This window comes from Pseudomonas sp. GM78, from assembly GCF_000282475.1.
Taxonomy (GTDB): domain Bacteria; phylum Pseudomonadota; class Gammaproteobacteria; order Pseudomonadales; family Pseudomonadaceae; genus Aquipseudomonas.
This window is the reverse complement of sequence record NZ_AKJF01000032.1, coordinates 30,426-47,063: the sequence shown is the minus strand read 5'-3', so window position 1 is coordinate 47,063 and position 16,638 is coordinate 30,426. Positions and strand designations below refer to the sequence as shown.

Here is a 16,638-nt window from a genome sequence, read left to right as displayed (position 1 = left end):
GCTACATCGGCGGCAATGTGCTTTGGAACGACAGCGTTGGGGCCGATGGCCAGTTCGCCGGTGGCGGCGTGGTCGGCGTGCGCGCAGGCTCCGACACCTCGACCCCGGTGTATGGCGGCCTGAACAGCCAGATCAACGGCACCTACGGCTATCTGACGCTGGATGCGGCGGGCAACGCGCTGTACCACAGCTACCCGAACTCAGTGGGCGGCCAAGGTGCGAGCGACGTGTTCACCTACACCTTGCGCGATGGTGACGGTGATGAAAGCACCACCACCGTGACCATTGATGTGTACAACAACAGTTGCAAGGTGGCGGGCCGTGACAGCGACGTGAGCGCCCATGGAAAAGCCGGCGGCCAGGACCTGATAGCAAAAGGCGCGGACTTTACCGGGACCCAGCAGAACTACAGCGTCTCCGGCAGCAATGCCGCCATTGCCCGCAGCGCCTTCGTCGCCAATACGGCGGCCATGACCGCGGTCCTGGTGGTCAGCGGGGCGCTGGGTGCGGCCAACGGCAACCACAACGACAACCTGATCACCGTCAATCTCAAGCAGGGGGAAACCCTCAACCTGGATCACAACCTCGCAGCCGGCCACATCAGCATGGAGTACTCGATCAACGATGGCGCCTATGTCGCCATCGCTGACGGGCAGGCCATCACGGCGACGTCGGATGCCACCTACCGCATCCACATCACCAATATCCCCGATGGTCCTGGCCAAGGCGCAAACGGCGCTGAAAACTACCAGTTGAAGATGACCGTCGATTACGCCGGGGCCCACGACATCGCGCCGGACAACACCTACAGCGCCAGCGACAACCATGGCAGCAACGCCCACCTGACCTCCCAGGATGGCCACGCCCTCACCGGAACGGCGGGGGATGACACCCTGGTAGCCGGCAACGGCGAGCACATCATCAATGCCGGTGACGGTAACGACGTGCTGACCGCAGGCACCGGCAATACCGAGCTGCACGGTGAAGCCGGCAATGACTTGCTCTACAGCGGGCCGGGCAACGACCTGCTCGACGGTGGTACGGGCAGCGACACTGCAAGCTATGCCCACGCCACCGCCGGCGTCACGCTCAATCTCGGCGAGGCCGGCGCACAGAACACCGTCGGTGCCGGCACCGACACCCTGACCGCCATCGAAAACCTGACCGGTTCCAACTTCAATGACTCACTCACGGGAGATAACCATAGCAATATCATCACCGGCGGCCTGGGCAACGACGTGCTCAACGGCGAGGGTGGCGACGACTTCCTGATCGGCGGTCTGTACAACAACACCCTGACCGGCGGCAGTGGCGCCGACACCTTCCAGTGGCTCAATGGCAACAACGGCCACGACATCATCACCGACTTTAAGCCGGGGGCCGACAAGCTTGACCTGTCGCAACTGCTGCAAGGGGAGAACAGCACCGCCGCCTCGCTGGATGACTACCTGCACTTCACCGTCAGCGGCAGCGGCGCTTCACTGGTGACCAGCATCGACGTCAGCGCCATGGCCGGCGCGGAGCCGAACCAGACCATCGACCTGGCGGGTGTCAACCTGGCCAGTCACTATGGGGTTACGCCGGGGGCGGACGGGGTCATTGGCGGCGCGGATACGGCCACCATCATCAACGGCATGCTCAATGACCATTCGCTGAAGGTGGATACCGTGTGACCTGAAGCCGCAACGAAAAAACCGCCCTCCTGTGCAAGGGGGGGCGGTTTTTTTCTGTGTGCGAATCGTTGCAAATCACATCGGCAGCGGCTGCCCGACCAAGCGCCCCATCACGCCAAACACCCCCAGTGCCCTGATCGTTTCCAGCTCGCCCTGGGTTTCCACTCGCTCCGCTATCAGGGGTAAGTCGATGCTGTGGGTCGTGCGGCAAACTGCTTCGATGAACAGCCTTTTGTCACGCTCAACATCGATGCCACGGATGTAGACTCCGTCGATTTTCAGGTAAGCCAGCCCCAGCTGAGTGAGGTTGCCAATCTGGCTGAAGTGACCGCCAAAATGTTGCAGCCCGATGCGGTAACCGATGGCGAGCAGGCTGTGGCTCAAGCGTTGCAGTTGGTCCGGTGGTGGCAGTTGGCGTTCATCGATTTCCAGGGTCAGCAGGGGCGCCAGTTCCGGCAGCGATTCCAGCGTGTCGAGGATCAATTGCAGCTGCGCCTGATCGCGCAAGGTGGTGCCGGACAGGCTCAATGCCAGGGGCAAACGGTTGATGACGAGGTACTCGAGCGTGGCTTCGAGCATCGCCAGGTCGAAGCGCGCCGACCAGCCAAAACGCTCGATCCACGGCAGGAACTGGCCAGCGGCAATCGCTTCGCCCTGCGGGTCGAGCAGGCGTGCGAGGACTTTGTGATGCAGCACCTGGCGGGTGTCGGCGCATTGCACCACCGGTTGAAAGTACAACTGCAGCTTGCCTTCGTTCAGGGCATCGTCGATCCAGGTGTGCCAGTGGTGTTGGGCCTGCCCTGGCGCGCTGTCGCTGCGGCCCAATACGGCCCAGGGGCGCTCGGGATGTTGCCGGGCTTCGTTGAGTGCCTGGTCCAGTTGATGCAGAACATGGCTTGCCGGGTCGCCAGGGTGGAAGGCGACGATGCCCAGATGGGCAACGGGCATGCAATCACTGTCGCCGGTCAGGCGCAGATTCTCCAGAGTGGCGCTGATCTCGGCGGCCAGGCGTCCTGCATTTTCGCTATCCAGATCCGGTGCCAGCAGGCTGAATTCGCCGCCGCGATTGCGCGCTGCCAGCCAGGTGCGACGTTCCGCAGCTTGAGTCAGGCGCTTGAGCAAGTCGCCGACCGCACCAATCAACGCATCGGTACGTTCCCCGCCAAGGCGCTGATTAAGGCCGGCCAGGTCGTTGAGCTGCAGCATCATCAGGTGACCGCCGCCATTTTGCTCGGTGACCAGCAATTGATCGGCCAATTGTTCATTGAGCAATCGCCGGTTGGCCAGCCCTGTCAGGCTGTCCTGATAGGAGTCGTGGAGCAGTTTTTCACTGCGCGCGGCCTCTTCGGCGAACAACGTCTTGAGCTTCTCGACCATCTGGTTCATGGCCAGCACCACGCGTTTCAATTCCGGTGTGCGCGGCAGTGTCGGCACGCTGAGAAATTCGCGTTTGCTGATGGCGTCGGCCTGGCGGACCATGCTGTCGAGCGGACGAAATTGTCGTCGCAGCAGCCAGCCACCGAACACCGCACTGAGCAGCCCACAGAGCAGCAACCAAACGAGGCTGCCCAGCGTGCTGTCCCAGAGTTTGGCCAGGGCGAATTGTGGATTGCTCAACACTTCGACCCGCGCCACCTGTTGCCAGCCACGGGTGATCAGTGCATCGCCACCTTCGGGACGCAAATTCACCAGGTTGACGAACCAGCCGGGCACGCCATCGATTTGCTCGGGGATGCTGCGCTGCACCAGCACCTGCCGATTCTCGAGGTGGGTGACGCGGATGTCGCTGAAATAGCCGCTGTCGAAAATCGAGCTGACCATCAATTCCATCATGGCCGGGTCGTCGACCTGTGTGGTCAAGGTCAGGCCCAGGGCGGTCGCGGCGTCCTGGGCATGGGCGCGCAACTGCCCAAGCGTCTGTTCGCGGGAGCTTTCCAGGCTGGCATAAAAACTGCCGCTGAAGGCCACCAGCAAGAACAGGCAAATGGCGAGAAACAACTGGTTGCGCAGTTTCATCGAGCGCTCCTTTGCGTGGCGGCTAACCGTCGCCCACGGCGAACCCTTCGGATTGCATTTTTTTCAAGACGTCTTGCCAGCGCGACAGTTTTTTCGAGTCGCCGCTGCGCGGGTTGCCAGGCTTGCCGGGCAGGTACAGGCCTTCGGCGTTGAATGCGTACACCGGCAGCAGGTCCTTGCGCTGCGAGGCGGGGCGGATGTCGCCGATCAAATTATCGAGCACCAGCGGTTCGGCACCGGGGCTGCTGTAGTAAGTCAGCACCATGTGCGCCTGGTTCCGGGTCAGGGCCTTCACGTAGGTAATGCGCAGCTTGTCGCTGGGAATGCCCAGCTGGCGCAGGCTGAAGTATTTCGCCAGGGCATAGTCTTCGCAATCGCCGGCGGCCTTGATCAGCGCTTCGACGGGCGTGGCCCAGTAATCGCTCTGGTGCCAGATGCGGGTGTCATCCTGGAATTCCAGCTGCCGGTTGAAGTAGCGATTGACCGCAGTCAATTGCGCCTGCTCGGGCAGGTCGCGTTCGCTTTGCAGCATTTCACTCCAGGACTGGATACGTCCCTGCGTCGGCCCCAGGCTGGCATAGCGTTTTTCGGCGGTTTGCGCAATTTGCGCGAAATCCCAAGCGGGCCAGACATTGCCAGGCACAGCCAAAGGAAAACTGGCCAGCAGCAGGCATCCGCCAAACCGAAGTCGGCGTGTTGACCATCCTGGACTACCCGGCCTGCGCGGCATGTCTGGCTGCTCGAGTGCAGAGATTTGAAGTCTAGGTGGTGTTTACAACGACAGTCAGGATTTACGCAGGGTTTTCTGTCGAAGGATGTACAGGGTTACCAGCACTGCACTGGTCAGCATGAACCCCCGTGCCCAAGGCATCGGCACCAGGTAGCAGGAGAACAGGATACTGGCCCACATCAGGCCGATGGCGTAGACCTTGCCCTTGAGGGGAATGCCGTTGCCCTCGAGGTAGTCACGAATCCATGGCCCGAGCCGCGGGTGCTCGACCAGCCATTGATAGAAACGTGGTGAGCTGCGGGCGAAACAGGCAGCCGCCAGCAACAGGAAGGGCGTGGTGGGCAACACCGGCAGGAAAATCCCCAGCACCCCCAACGCTACGCTCAGCCAGCCGATGGCCAGCAGCACGTAGCGCAACATCAGGGAGCGGTTGCCTATGGGGTTGTCCATAGGCAAAACCTTAGTGGTGACGTGGCTTGAGGATCGCCGGTTTTTCGTCCGGTGCGTTGCACAGCAGGTACAGCGCAGTCAGGGCTTCCGGGATCTGCACGATCATGTCGTCCATCAGGTTGGCGTCGGCGGCGATGTCGGAGAACTCCGGTTGCTCGTCGAACAGGCCGGAACCGACCATGATCGGCAGCAGCATTTCGCTGACTTCGTCTTCGGCGGTTTCGAACCAGGCTTCTTCGCGCAGGAATACGCCTTCCATGAAACCGATGCACCAGCCGCGCAGCTCGGAATCGTCCGGGTCGTCGCCCAGGTCGAGATCGCACGGCAGCTCGAACTCTTCATCGGAGGCCAGTTGACGGGCGATGTGCGCCTTGAGGCCGATCAGCGTGGCTTCGATCTCTTCGCGCTGGGCTTCGCTGCTGTAATGCGGCTCTTCAGCGAAAAGTGCGTCGATCCATTCACGATCGGGAACGTCTTCGGAACAGATCGATAGCGCGGTCAGGTAGCCGTGGGCGGCCACGTAGTCCAGCGCCTCGTCATGCAGTTCATCGGCGTCGAGGAAGACTTGCAAGCGGGTTAGTTGCTCAGCGAAGGACATTAAAGGGCTACCTTGGGGAATATTCGATGCGGGAATTCTAGGCCTTCTTGAGCGCTTGGGCCAGCCGCACGGCATATTTGCAGCGCATTCCCCATGGAAGCGAGCCTCATGGGTGTTCGTGTGTCTTCTCAGCGGCGCCCTTTGCCGGACAGGGGTCGGGTATACTCGCGCGTTTTGTGATGCCCTGCTGGTTTCGCGGCTTAAATGCACAGCGTCATGCAATCCGTACTTACGATTTGTCGGTGCAAAGTTGCGGGTTCTGCACCAGCCTTGCAGGGATGTTTCGGTGATTTTTGGAGTTTTTATGCTCGAACAGGCTCAGCGCGTCCTCAAGGACATCTTCGGCTACGACAGTTTCCGTGGCCGCCAGGGTGCGATCATTGAGCGCGTGGCCAGTGGCGGCGATGCCCTGGTCCTGATGCCTACCGGGGGTGGTAAATCCCTGTGCTTCCAGGTGCCGGCGCTGCTGCGCGAGGGCCTGGCGGTCGTGGTTTCGCCGCTGATCGCGCTGATGGACGATCAGGTCGCGACCCTGGAAGAACTGGGTGTGGCCGCCGCGGCTTTGAACTCCACGCTCAGTGCCGAACAACAGCGTGACCTGGCGGCCAGGATCCGGCGCGGTGAGGTGAAAATGCTTTACCTCGCGCCCGAGCGTCTGGTGCAGCCTCGCATGCTGAGCTTCCTGCAAGGCCTGAACATCTCGCTGTTCGCCATCGACGAAGCCCATTGCGTGTCCCAGTGGGGCCATGACTTTCGCCCGGAATACCTGCAATTGGGCCAGTTGGCGGAGCTGTTTCCCGACGTCCCGCGCATCGCCCTGACCGCCACCGCCGACAAGCGCACCCGCGAAGAGATCGTCACACGCCTGCACCTGCAGGAGGCCGAGCGTTTCCTGTCGAGCTTCGACCGGCCCAACATCTTTTATCGCATCGTGCCCAAGGAACAGCCGCGCAAGCAGTTGCTGGGGTTCCTCGCCGAGCGTCGCAGCGATGCGGGCATCGTCTATTGCCTGTCGCGCAAGAAGGTCGAGGAAGTGGCCACGTTCCTCACCGAACAAGGTTTCCCGGCGCTGCCGTATCACGCCGGCCTGCCCAACGATCTGCGTGCGCACAACCAGAAACGCTTCCTCAACGAGGAAGGCCTGATCATGGTCGCCACTGTGGCCTTTGGCATGGGCATCGACAAGCCCAACGTGCGCTTTGTCGCTCACCTCGACTTGCCGAAGTCACTTGAAGCCTATTACCAGGAAACCGGTCGCGGCGGCCGTGACGGTCTGCCGGCGGATGCCTGGATGGCCTATGGCCTGCAAGACGTGGTGATGCTCAAGCAGATGTTGCAGAACTCCGAAGGCGACGAGCGTCACAAGCGCCTGGAGCAACACAAGCTCGATGCCATGCTCTCGCTGTGCGAGGAAACCCGCTGCCGCCGCCAGACACTGCTGGCCTACTTTGACGAAGACATGCCCGAGCCCTGCGGGCATTGCGACAACTGCGTCGACGGCGTGCAGACCTGGGACGCCACGGAGCCCGCCCGTCAGGCGCTGTCGGCGATCTACCGCACAGGCCAGCGCTACGGTGTCGGGCACCTGGTGGATGTCTTGCTGGGCAAGGACAACGAAAAGGTGCGCAACTTCGGGCATCAGAAACTCTCGGTGTATGGGGTCGGCAAGGCGATGGCCGAAGGCGAGTGGCGCTCGTTATTCCGCCAGTTGGTGGCCCGTGGCCTGGCCGACATCGACCTGGAAGGCTACGGCGGCCTGCGCCTGAGCGACACGTGCCGGCCGCTGCTCAAGGGCGAAGTGACCCTGGAACTGCGGCGCGACCTGAAGGCGCAAACCACAGCCAAGAGCAGCAAGAGCCAGGCGAGCCAACTGGTGCGCGGCGAAGAGCGCGAACAGTGGGAAGCCCTGCGTGCCCTGCGCCGCAAGCTGGCCGAAGAACATGGCGTGCCGCCGTACGTCATTTTTCCCGACTCGACCTTGCTGGAAATGCTGCGCAGCCAACCGACTACGATGGCGCAAATGGCCCGGGTCAGCGGCGTCGGCGCACGCAAGCTGGAGCGTTATGGCGAGGCGTTCCTCGAAGTCCTCGGGGGCCAGGCCGAAGCACCGAAAGTGGTGGCAGACCTGCGCCACGAGCTGATCACCCTGGCGCGTGCCGGCATGACGCCGTTGCAGATCGCCGGGCAGTTGCAGTGCTCGGAAAAGAACGTCTACACCCTGCTCGCGGAGGCGATCGGCAAGCAGCAGCTGTCGCTGGAGCAGGCGCTGGATCTGCCGGAGGACTTGATGGGCGAAGTCCAGGATGCGTTCCTCGACGGTGAGGGCGAGTTACCGCCGGTGTCGGAAATTTCCGCGCTGTTTGCCGGTCGGGTGCCGGAAGGGGTTTTGTACTGTGTTCGCGCCGCCCTGCAGTCCGAATTCGAACTTTGAGCGACCGGTCCCGCTGATGTAACGATTCAGTACAGAACAAGCCTTGCCTCCAGCCAAGGCTCATGCTTAGCTGACTAATTATTAGTATTTCCCTTTTTTCAGTCTAATCATGAGTGTTTTATGCCGTTGACCGATCAACACCGTTTTGGCATGCAACTGGCCCAGATGTCGCGTGGCTGGCGTGCTGAACTCGACCGTCGCCTTGCCGGGCTCGGATTGTCCCAGGCCCGCTGGCTGGTGCTGCTGCACCTGGCGCGCTTCGAACAAGCCCCGACCCAGCGTGAGCTGGCGCAAAGCGTCGGTGTCGAGGGGCCGACCCTGGCTCGGCTGCTCGACAGCCTGGAAAGCCAGGGCCTGGTGCAACGCCAGGCGGTGGTAGAAGACCGTCGGGCGAAAAAAATCGTGCTGTGTGCCCCGGCGCGTCCCCTGATCGAACAAATTGAAACCATTGCCACCCAACTGCGTCACGAACTCTTCGAAGGCGTCGATGAGGCCGATGTAAAGGTGTGCATGCGGGTTCACGGGCACATCCTGGCCAACCTCGAAAAATCCTGAGACAAAGCTTCACGCCAGACTTTTGAGTGAACGCATTGGGCAGACTATAAGAACTACTCGGCAATATCGTGTTCGTACCGGATGTGCGAACACGTGCAGATTGGTTTTTTGGTGACCTAAGGGATGTTCATGCTCCAGAGTCGGCTATTGGTTGTACGGTGTGGTGCCAGGCTGTTGCTGGCCAGTACCGCCGTCACTTACTCGGCCTGGGTGCCGGCGTTGGGTTTGGGTGAAATCACCCTGCACTCGGCGTTGAATCAACCGCTACGCGCTGACATCGCCCTGGTGGATACGGCCGGACTTGCCGAGGGCGAGCTGTCGGTGCGCCTGGCGACGGCGGACGAATTCATGCGCGTTGGCGTCGAGCGCGTATTTTTCCTCAACGACCTGACGTTCACGCCCATTCTTCGGGGCGATCGCAGCCTGATCCGGGTCAGCTCCAAAAAACCGGTGAAGGAACCCTATCTGGATTTTCTGGTTCAACTCGACCAGCCCAATGGCCGCTTGTTGCGTGAGTACACCGTGCTCATCGATCCTCCGGGTGCCGGGGACATTGCACCGATTGACGATGAACCGCCGCTGGACCGTCCTGCTTCGGCATTCCCGCGTGTCCAGCCAGCGGTGGCACCCTTGCCTGCAAGCAGGGAATCGCCGGCAACGGCTGTGGATCCTCTGGCTGATCAACTGGCCACCAGTGTCCTGCACAGCCAGCAGTTGCAGGCGAGCCTTGATGAGCTCAACGCGAAGGTTCAGGCACAGGACGAGCAGATTGCCGTTGAGAAAAGGCAGGTGAGCGAGTTGCAAACCCGATTGGCGGAGGTCCAGCAGGCTCCAACGGAACCGGTAGCGGCGGTGCCAGCGCCGGTCGTGGTTGATGAGCCAGGGGTGAATTGGCTATGGATGTTTGGGTTTGTGGCGCTGTTGGCCTTGGCGCTGCTGCTTGCATGGAGGCGTCGTCAACGACAGCAGGATCAGGTTTCGCTAGAGCTCTCGCAACATGACCTCCAGGCCAATCGACCCGCAGCGCATGAAGGGCAGACACTTCAGGCAGTGCCCGCATATCCTCAACAATTGGGCGTTCTTGCGCCGGTTGCACTTGTTACATCGGCGGTGTTGGCCCCAGAAATGCCATCGCAGCCGTCACCCACCGATGAGTTCCAATTGAACCTGGACGACTTGTCGATGGATACGAATTGGGATTTGGGGCCGATGGAAAACACTCAGCCCTGCGAAGCGCCAGCGCTGCCCGAGCCCGAGATCGAATGGACCATCGAACCCGCTTCCCTTGACGACAGCCTTCGCGCCAACACGTAACTGTAGGAGCCAGGCTTGCCGGCGAACCAGGCGCTGCGGTGTACCTGCTGTACCGCGTTATCGTTCTTCGCGGGCAATAAAGACCGTTATCATGGTAACGCCCTCCGCCTCAGGAATTTCGCCGATCATGACCGCCAGCAAACCGGAAATCGTCATCACCTATTGCACCCAATGCCAGTGGCTGTTGCGTGCGGCCTGGCTGGCCCAGGAACTGCTCAGCACCTTTGGCGATGACCTGGGCAAGGTGTCGCTGGTGCCCGGCACGGGCGGGGTCTTTCACATTTTCTGTGACCAAGTGCAGCTGTGGGAGCGCAAGGCTGATGGCGGTTTTCCCGAGGCCAAGGTGCTCAAGCAGCGAGTCCGCGACCAGATCGATCCGGACCGCGACCTGGGGCACAACGATCGCACCACTCAGTGAGATACCGCCTCCGCGGCAACGGTTTTCTTGCTTGAACCGCTGGAAAGCCTGCTGGATACCACGATCGCGACGATGATCAATGCGCCGCCGAGCAGCATGCGCAGGGTCGGGTTTTCATTGAAGAGCAGCCAGGCCACGGTGATCCCGTAAACCGGCTCCAGGGCGAAGACCACCGCGGCGGTCCGCGCCTTGATCACCGCCAGGCTGGCGACAAACAGGCTGTGGGCAACGCCGGTGCAGAACACGCCGAGCAGGCCGATCCACAACCAGTCGATGGCCCGCACTTCGCTCAGGTGCGGGGCCGCCGCCGGCAGCAGGCACAAACCGACCACCACGTTCTGGCACAACGCCGCCTGTACCGGCGGGATGCGCGCGGAGCTGGCGCGGTTGGTCAGCGACAGCAGGGAGAACAGCAGGCCCGAGGCGATCGACCAGAGCAGGCCGGTGGTGGCGCCACTGCCCAGATCGAACTCAGGCGTGACCAGCACCAGCCCGACACTGACCAGCGCCACCAGGAGGATTTCATTGGCGCGGATGCGCTCGCGGAAAATCAGCCCTTCCAGGATTACGGTAAAGGCCGGGAAACTGGCAAAGCCCAGGGTGGCGATGGCCACGCCAGCGATCTTCACCGAAATGAAGAAGCTCACCCAGTGCCCGGCCAGCAGCAAACCGCTGAGCAGCAGTCGGCGCACATCCACGGCTTCGAGTTTCTGCCAGCGGGTCTGGCTGGCAAAGCGGGCAAAAAACGCCAGCGCCAGCACCGCGAACGCCGCCCGGCCGAAGACGATGATGGGCGCAGAGGCGGCGGCGAGTTTGCCGAACACGCCGGTCAGGCCAAACATCAATGCGCCGATATGCAGGGCGCCCAGGGCGGTACGGGGGGTCATGGCAATCCTTGGTAAAGGTCGTGAGTCCGGTCATTTAACCGCGCCGGCCGCCGCCGTGTCTGTCGCCAGACTCGCGTTATTTGTCGCCAGCCTCGCGTCGCAGTTTGCCCGGTGATGCGCCGAACTCGCGCAGCACCGCAGCGGCAAAGGCGCTCTGGGAGCTGTAGCCGACCCGACAGGCGATCTCGCCAATGGGCAGCGCTGAATTGCGCAGCAACCCCACCGCCTTGTGCAAGCGTCGGCTGCGGATGTAGTCCATCGGTGTCTGCCCGCACTCGGCCACGAACCGTGCATGCAACCGGGCGCTGGAAAGACCGGCCACGCGGGCCAGGTCGGCGACTTGCAACGGGTAGGCGGCGTATTGGTCAATGTGCGCATTCAAGGCGGCATAGGGCAGACGCCGGCCACCGATCGGGTCGGGCCTGGCGTTGTTGAGACTGGCCAGCAACAGCACCGCGCCCTGTTGCGCAATCACCGGGTCATCGACCGGGCTGTTGGCCAGCCACTCCACCAGCTGGCTCTGTCCTGCATCCAGCGACAAGCGCCCGGCATTGTCGAGCAGTCGCCGACTGGCATCGGCATGATCGCCCAGGGACTGGCCGAGCCATTGATCACCGGGCACATCCAGCACCAGGCAACGGCTGCCATTGGGGCTGCCGCAGGCATGGTGAAAACCGGAGGGAATCACCACGAAGCTTTGCTGGACCACCTGGCTGCCGCGCCCATCGACCTCGAAATCCAGCGCACCCGACAGCCCGAACACCAGTTGGGCGTGTTCGTGACTGTGGACGATCAGGTCTTCGGTGTACTGGCGCAGGGTAAGGATCGGTCTCATCACGGCTCTCGTTACAGGCTCTCATTGCAGGGTTGATGAGTCAGGACGCAGTCTACACCGACGCGACTGGTGCGCGCTGTCACAGGACTGACTTGCGGCTGTCATGGGTCATTAACCCGGCCGGGTCAAGCTTGCCAAAACTTGTCCTGAGGGTCGCCCATGACCAGCGCCGAGCTCGCCAAACCCAGTCATAAGCAACGTGTGCGCACCTTGTGGATTTCCGACGTGCACCTGGGCACGCGCGATTGCCAGGCCGAGCACCTGTCGCAGTTTCTCAAGGGCTATCACGCGGACAAGATCTACCTGGTCGGCGATATCATCGACGGCTGGAAACTGCGCAGCGGCATGTACTGGCCCCAGGCGCACACCAATGTGATCCGGCGCCTGCTGACCATGAGCAAGCGCGGCACCGAGGTGATCTACGTCACCGGCAACCACGACGAGTTCCTGCGCCGCTATTCGAAACTGATCCTGGGTAACATCCAGTTGGTGGACGAAGCGGTGCACGTGACCGCCGATGGCCGCCACCTGCTGGTGATACACGGCGACCAGTTCGACGTGATCACTCGCTACCACCGCTGGCTCGCGTTTCTCGGCGACTCGGCCTACGAATTCACCCTGACTCTCAACCGCTGGCTCAACCATTGGCGCGCCCGCTATGGCTATGGCTACTGGTCGCTGTCGGCGTACCTCAAGCACAAGGTGAAGACCGCGGTCAGTTTCATCAGCGATTTTGAAGAGGCCATTGCCCATGAGTGCGTCAAGCGCGAGTTGCATGGGGTGGTGTGCGGGCACATTCACCATGCCGAGATCCGCAAGGTGGGCGAGGTGGATTACCTCAATTGCGGCGACTGGGTGGAGTCCTGCACGGCGCTGATCGAGCATTGGGATGGCACGATCGAGCTGTATCGGTTGGCCGATGCCCAGGCGCGGGAGGCGCAGTTGAAGGCGGCGAAGGTGGCGGAACTGGCCTGAGAGTTTTGGCGGCAGGACTGGCTCTTCGCGGGCAAGCCCGCTCCCACAGGGTTCTGTGTCGAATACAAATTTTGTGTACAACATCGATCACTGTGGGAGCGGGCTTGCCCGCGAAGACGGCAGCACAGTCGACATCGCAATGACTGTCAGGCTGGCGAATGCTCTTCCATCGCCGCCTTGTAGATCGAATTCTTCGGCTGCGCAAACAAGCGCTCCATCATCGGTTCGAAAAAACTCAGCGGAAGCGTGTCGTACGCCGGATCAAAGGCCGCCGCATCGTACTTCGCGCAGAACTCGATGGTTGCCTGATACTGCGGATGGTCGTTGAATTGCTCGCGCAGGTGACGGTCCATGCCCAGGTGATGGAAGAAGTAGTAGCCCTGGAAGATCCCGTGTTTCTCCACCATCCACAGATTCTCGGCGCTGACAAAAGGCTTGAGGATCGCGGCGGCGATGTCCGGGTGGTTATAGGAACCCAGGGTGTCGCCGATGTCGTGGAGCAGGGCGCAGACTACGTACTCTTCGTCGCGGCCATCGCGCCAGGCGCGGGTGGCGGTTTGCAGCGAGTGGGTCAGGCGGTCCACGGGGAAACCGCCGAAGTCACCTTCCAGCAGCTTCAGGTGCGCGACGATCCGTATCGGCAATTGACGCGCGTAGGCGCTGAAGTCCGCGGCAATGATCGCCCAGTCCTCCTGCGTACCATCCTTCATGTGGGTAAAACGGGCATTGGCATTCATCGGCAATCCTCTGGTGGTCTAGAACGGCACGCGTCCCAGGATCATGTCGCGGTACATGACGAAATCGCCGAGCAGGCTGTAGAAAGGGTGCTGAAAGGTCGCAGGACGATTCCTCTCAAAGAAAAAATGCCCGACCCAGGCGAAGCTGTAACCCGCCACCGGCAATACCCACAACAACATCCAGGCGCCCCGACCGATGGTCAGCGCCAGAATGAAAATGACCAGCGTCGTGCCGATGAAGTGCAATCGTCGGCAGGTACTGTTGCTGTGTTCGCTGAGGTAGTACGGGTAAAACTCAGCGAAACTGTTGAAACGCTTGATGTTTTCCACGACTGCAATCTCTGTGGTTATTGTTCTGGCTGCAAGTTGTTCGGCGGGTAGCTTATTTGAGTCTAGAGTGATCAATGGCATCAGCCAGTGACAATGGGCGCCACTTTAGTATCCTTCGGAAAACTTGCCGCGACAGACGGCTCACCACGACAGTAAACGCCATGAGCGAACGAACGACTTCTGCAAGCTGGGCGATGGGGATTGTCAAAGCACTGGAAATGGACGGCCTGGATTGCCGGGTTCTGTTCAAGCAGCTGGGGCTCGACTACGCGGCACTGGATGATCCGGATGCGCGCTTCCCGCAAGATTCCATGACACGACTGTGGCAACGGGCGGTTGACCTGTCCGGCAACCCGGCGATCGGCCTGAACATGGGCAAGGTGGTGCGACCTGCGCAGTTTCATGTGACCGGCTACGCCTTGATGTCCAGCCAGACCCTGGCCGAGGGTTTCAAGCGACTGGTGCGTTACCAGCGGATCATCGCCGAAAGCGCCGACCTGAGCTTCCGCCTGCTGGATGAGGGCTATGCGCTGATTCTGACGGTGCATGGCGACCATTTGCCACCCACCCGTCAAAGCGCCGAAGCCTCGCTGGCTTGCGCCCTGGCGCTGTGCGGCTGGCTGACCGGGCGCACGCTGCACCCGCGCAAAGTGCTGGTGCAAGGCGATGAGCCGGTCAATCTCGAGCCCTACAAACAGGCCTTCCATGCGCCGCTGGTATTTAATGCGCCCTACGATGCGCTGATTTTCGAACGCGCAGACATGGAAGCGCCGCTGCCGACGGCCAACGAGGCCATGGCGTTGTTGCATGACCGCTTTGCCGGCGAGTACCTGGCGCGGTTTTCCGAAAGCCGGGTCACGCACAAGGCGCGGCAGGTGTTGTGCCGATTGCTGCCCCAAGGCGAACCCAAGCGCGATACGGTGGCGCAGACGCTGCATCTGTCGCAACGCACCTTGCAACGGCGTTTACAGGAGGAAGGCACGAGTTTTCAGACGTTGCTTGACGACACCCGTCGTGAGCTGGCCGAGCAGTATCTGGCGCAACCGACCATGACCCTGCTGGAAATCGCCTACCTGCTGGGGTTCGCTGATCCGAGCAATTTCTTCCGCGCCTTCCGCCGCTGGTTCGACACCACGCCCGGCGAGTACCGGGCGCGATTGACGGGAACACCTGCGCCGGTCAGTGACGCCAGAACGCCGGAATACACAGCACAAACACCGTAATGATCTCCAGTCGGCCCAAGAGCATGCCGAACGAGAGAATCCACTTGGCGGCGTCCGGCAGCGAGGCGAAGTTGCCGGCCGGGCCGATGGTCTCGCCCAGCCCCGGGCCGACGCCGGACACGGTGCTGGCGGCGCCGGTCAGGGCGGTCATCCAGTCCACCCCGAGCAGTGACAGCAACAGCGCGATCACGCAGATGGTGATGGCGAAGAAGAACGAAAAGGTCAGGATCGAGCGCACGATCTCTTCATCGAGGCGGTGGCCGTTGTACTTCTGCTTGATCACCGCCCGCGGGTGAATCAGCTGGTTAAGGTTGGCCTTGAGCAGGATGTAGGCGACCTGGAAGCGGAAAATCTTGATCCCGCCGGCGGTCGAACCGGAGCAGCCGCCAACAAAACCCAGGTAGAAGAACAGCATCAGCGAAAAATTTCCCCACAGGCTGTAGTCCCCCAACGCGAAACCGGTGGTGGTGACCACCGACGTCACGTTCAGCGCCACGTGCCGCAACGCTTCGAGCCAATGCAGCTTGGTGGTCCACCAGTACCAGGTGCCGAGCACCAGCCAGGTCACCAGCAGCATGCCGAGCAAACCCTGGACCTGTTCGTCCTTGATCAGTGCCTTGCGGTTACCCCGCAGGGTCGCCACGTACAGGGTGAACGGCAGGCTGCCGAGAATCATGATGACGATGGCCACCCAATGCACCGCCGGCTGCGTCCACTTGGCCAGGGACTGGTCCGAGGTGGAAAAACCGCCGGTGGAGATCGCCGACATCGCATGGTTGATCGCGTCGAACGGACTCATCCCCGCCCACCAGAACGCCAGGCTGCCGACAATGGTGATACCGACATAGGCCGCCACGATCAGGCGCGCCACCATGTGTGAACGTGGCATGACTTTTTCGGAGCGGTCCGACGACTCGGTCTGGAACAGCCGCATGCCACCGATGCGCAGCAGCGGCAGGATCGCGACCGCCATGCCGATAAACCCGATGCCGCCGATCCAGTGCAGCAGCGAGCGCCACATCAGGATGCCGGGGGACATGTCGTCCAGGTGGTTGAGCACCGTGGAACCTGTGGCGGTGATCCCGGACATGCTTTCGAAGAACGAATCGGTGTAGCTGATGTGCTGGGTCAGCAGGAAGGGCAGCGCGGCGAAGATACACACCACCAGCCAACTGCTGACGGTCAGCAGGTACATGTCCCGTGGCCGCAGATGCACATGCTCGGGGCGCCCGGGAATGACCAGGGCGAGGCCGGCGACAAAGGTGATCATGCTGGCCCAGAGGAACGACGGCAGGTCGCCCGTGCGATCGAAGATCACCAGCGTACCCATGGGCACAACCATGGCGATGGCCAGGGTTATCAGGAAGATGCCGATGATGAAACCAATGAGACGTAAGGTCGGCAACGCCATGAAATCCGCTCGGCTGAAGTAAGGAGGGCGCCATTCTACCTGCGGGGTGGGGCAT

16 protein-coding genes are annotated in these 16,638 nt (G+C 61.6%); 7 read left to right on the top strand and 9 right to left on the bottom strand.

The window, feature by feature from the left end:
* Positions 1-1,673: type I secretion C-terminal target domain-containing protein (locus tag PMI35_RS27815; RefSeq protein ID WP_008055550.1), on the top strand; the 1,673-nt coding region annotated here is incomplete at its 5' end.
* Between the two features lie 75 nt (positions 1,674-1,748).
* Here PMI35_RS27815 and lapD read toward each other — a convergent pair.
* The 4 genes from lapD to PMI35_RS27835 are packed head-to-tail and all read right to left on the bottom strand — an operon-like array spanning position 1,749 to position 5,467.
* Complete coding sequence (lapD, locus tag PMI35_RS27820) at positions 1,749-3,689, bottom strand: cyclic di-GMP receptor LapD (RefSeq protein WP_008055549.1); 1,941 nt, start codon at positions 3,687-3,689, stop codon at positions 1,749-1,751.
* 22 nt (positions 3,690-3,711) lie between these two features.
* Positions 3,712-4,419, bottom strand: a complete 708-nt coding sequence (gene lapG, locus PMI35_RS27825) for a cysteine protease LapG (protein WP_008055548.1) — start codon at positions 4,417-4,419, stop codon at positions 3,712-3,714.
* A 54-nt stretch (positions 4,420-4,473) separates the two neighbouring features.
* Complete coding sequence (locus PMI35_RS27830; protein ID WP_008055547.1) at positions 4,474-4,869, bottom strand: YbaN family protein; 396 nt, start codon at positions 4,867-4,869, stop codon at positions 4,474-4,476.
* Between the two features lie 10 nt (positions 4,870-4,879).
* Positions 4,880-5,467, bottom strand: coding sequence for a UPF0149 family protein (locus PMI35_RS27835; protein ID WP_008055546.1), 588 nt, complete (start codon positions 5,465-5,467; stop codon positions 4,880-4,882).
* 304 nt (positions 5,468-5,771) lie between these two features.
* Between PMI35_RS27835 and recQ the strand changes: the two genes are divergently transcribed.
* The 4 genes from recQ to PMI35_RS27855 all read left to right on the top strand — a co-directional run bounded on the left by recQ (position 5,772) and on the right by PMI35_RS27855 (position 10,185).
* A complete protein-coding gene (recQ, locus tag PMI35_RS27840) occupies positions 5,772-7,898 on the top strand; it encodes a DNA helicase RecQ (RefSeq protein ID WP_008055545.1) in 2,127 nt (708 codons plus the stop codon).
* Positions 7,899-8,018: 120 nt separating this feature from the next.
* Positions 8,019-8,453 (top strand): MarR family transcriptional regulator, encoded by a 435-nt coding sequence (locus tag PMI35_RS27845; protein ID WP_008055544.1) that lies wholly within the window; start codon positions 8,019-8,021, stop codon positions 8,451-8,453.
* Positions 8,454-8,582: 129 nt separating this feature from the next.
* On the top strand, positions 8,583-9,767 hold the full coding sequence (locus tag PMI35_RS27850) for a type IV pilus assembly protein FimV (RefSeq protein ID WP_008055543.1): 1,185 nt from the start codon (positions 8,583-8,585) through the stop codon (positions 9,765-9,767).
* A gap of 127 nt (positions 9,768-9,894) precedes the next feature.
* The gene (locus PMI35_RS27855) at positions 9,895-10,185 is read left to right on the top strand and encodes a SelT/SelW/SelH family protein (RefSeq protein ID WP_008055542.1); all 291 of its coding nucleotides are present in this window, start codon (positions 9,895-9,897) and stop codon (positions 10,183-10,185) included.
* On the opposite strand, the gene PMI35_RS27860 is transcribed toward PMI35_RS27855, so the two are convergent.
* Together PMI35_RS27860 and PMI35_RS27865 are read right to left on the bottom strand one after the other, a co-directional pair.
* Positions 10,179-11,072, bottom strand: coding sequence for a DMT family transporter (locus PMI35_RS27860; RefSeq protein WP_008055541.1), 894 nt, complete (start codon positions 11,070-11,072; stop codon positions 10,179-10,181). The genes PMI35_RS27855 and PMI35_RS27860 overlap by 7 nt on opposite strands.
* A 76-nt stretch (positions 11,073-11,148) precedes the next feature.
* Positions 11,149-11,907, bottom strand: a complete 759-nt coding sequence (locus PMI35_RS27865) for a helix-turn-helix transcriptional regulator (protein WP_008055540.1) — start codon at positions 11,905-11,907, stop codon at positions 11,149-11,151.
* A gap of 159 nt (positions 11,908-12,066) precedes the next feature.
* Between PMI35_RS27865 and PMI35_RS27870 the strand changes: the two genes are divergently transcribed.
* Positions 12,067-12,882: a UDP-2,3-diacylglucosamine diphosphatase gene (locus tag PMI35_RS27870; protein WP_008055539.1), complete on the top strand. Its 816-nt coding sequence runs from the start codon at positions 12,067-12,069 to the stop codon at positions 12,880-12,882.
* A gap of 146 nt (positions 12,883-13,028) precedes the next feature.
* On the opposite strand, the gene PMI35_RS27875 is transcribed toward PMI35_RS27870, so the two are convergent.
* Together PMI35_RS27875 and PMI35_RS27880 are read right to left on the bottom strand one after the other, a co-directional pair.
* On the bottom strand, positions 13,029-13,619 hold the full coding sequence (locus PMI35_RS27875) for an HD domain-containing protein (RefSeq protein ID WP_008055538.1): 591 nt from the start codon (positions 13,617-13,619) through the stop codon (positions 13,029-13,031).
* A gap of 18 nt (positions 13,620-13,637) precedes the next feature.
* A complete protein-coding gene (locus PMI35_RS27880; protein ID WP_008055537.1) occupies positions 13,638-13,949 on the bottom strand; it encodes a DUF962 domain-containing protein in 312 nt (103 codons plus the stop codon).
* A gap of 161 nt (positions 13,950-14,110) precedes the next feature.
* Between PMI35_RS27880 and PMI35_RS27885 the strand changes: the two genes are divergently transcribed.
* Positions 14,111-15,172, top strand: a complete 1,062-nt coding sequence (locus PMI35_RS27885) for an AraC family transcriptional regulator (protein ID WP_202949496.1) — start codon at positions 14,111-14,113, stop codon at positions 15,170-15,172.
* Here the strand turns inward: PMI35_RS27885 and PMI35_RS27890 are convergent.
* Positions 15,129-16,583, bottom strand: a complete 1,455-nt coding sequence (locus tag PMI35_RS27890) for a TrkH family potassium uptake protein (protein WP_008055534.1) — start codon at positions 16,581-16,583, stop codon at positions 15,129-15,131. The genes PMI35_RS27885 and PMI35_RS27890 overlap by 44 nt on opposite strands.
* Positions 16,584-16,638 lie beyond the last annotated feature (55 nt).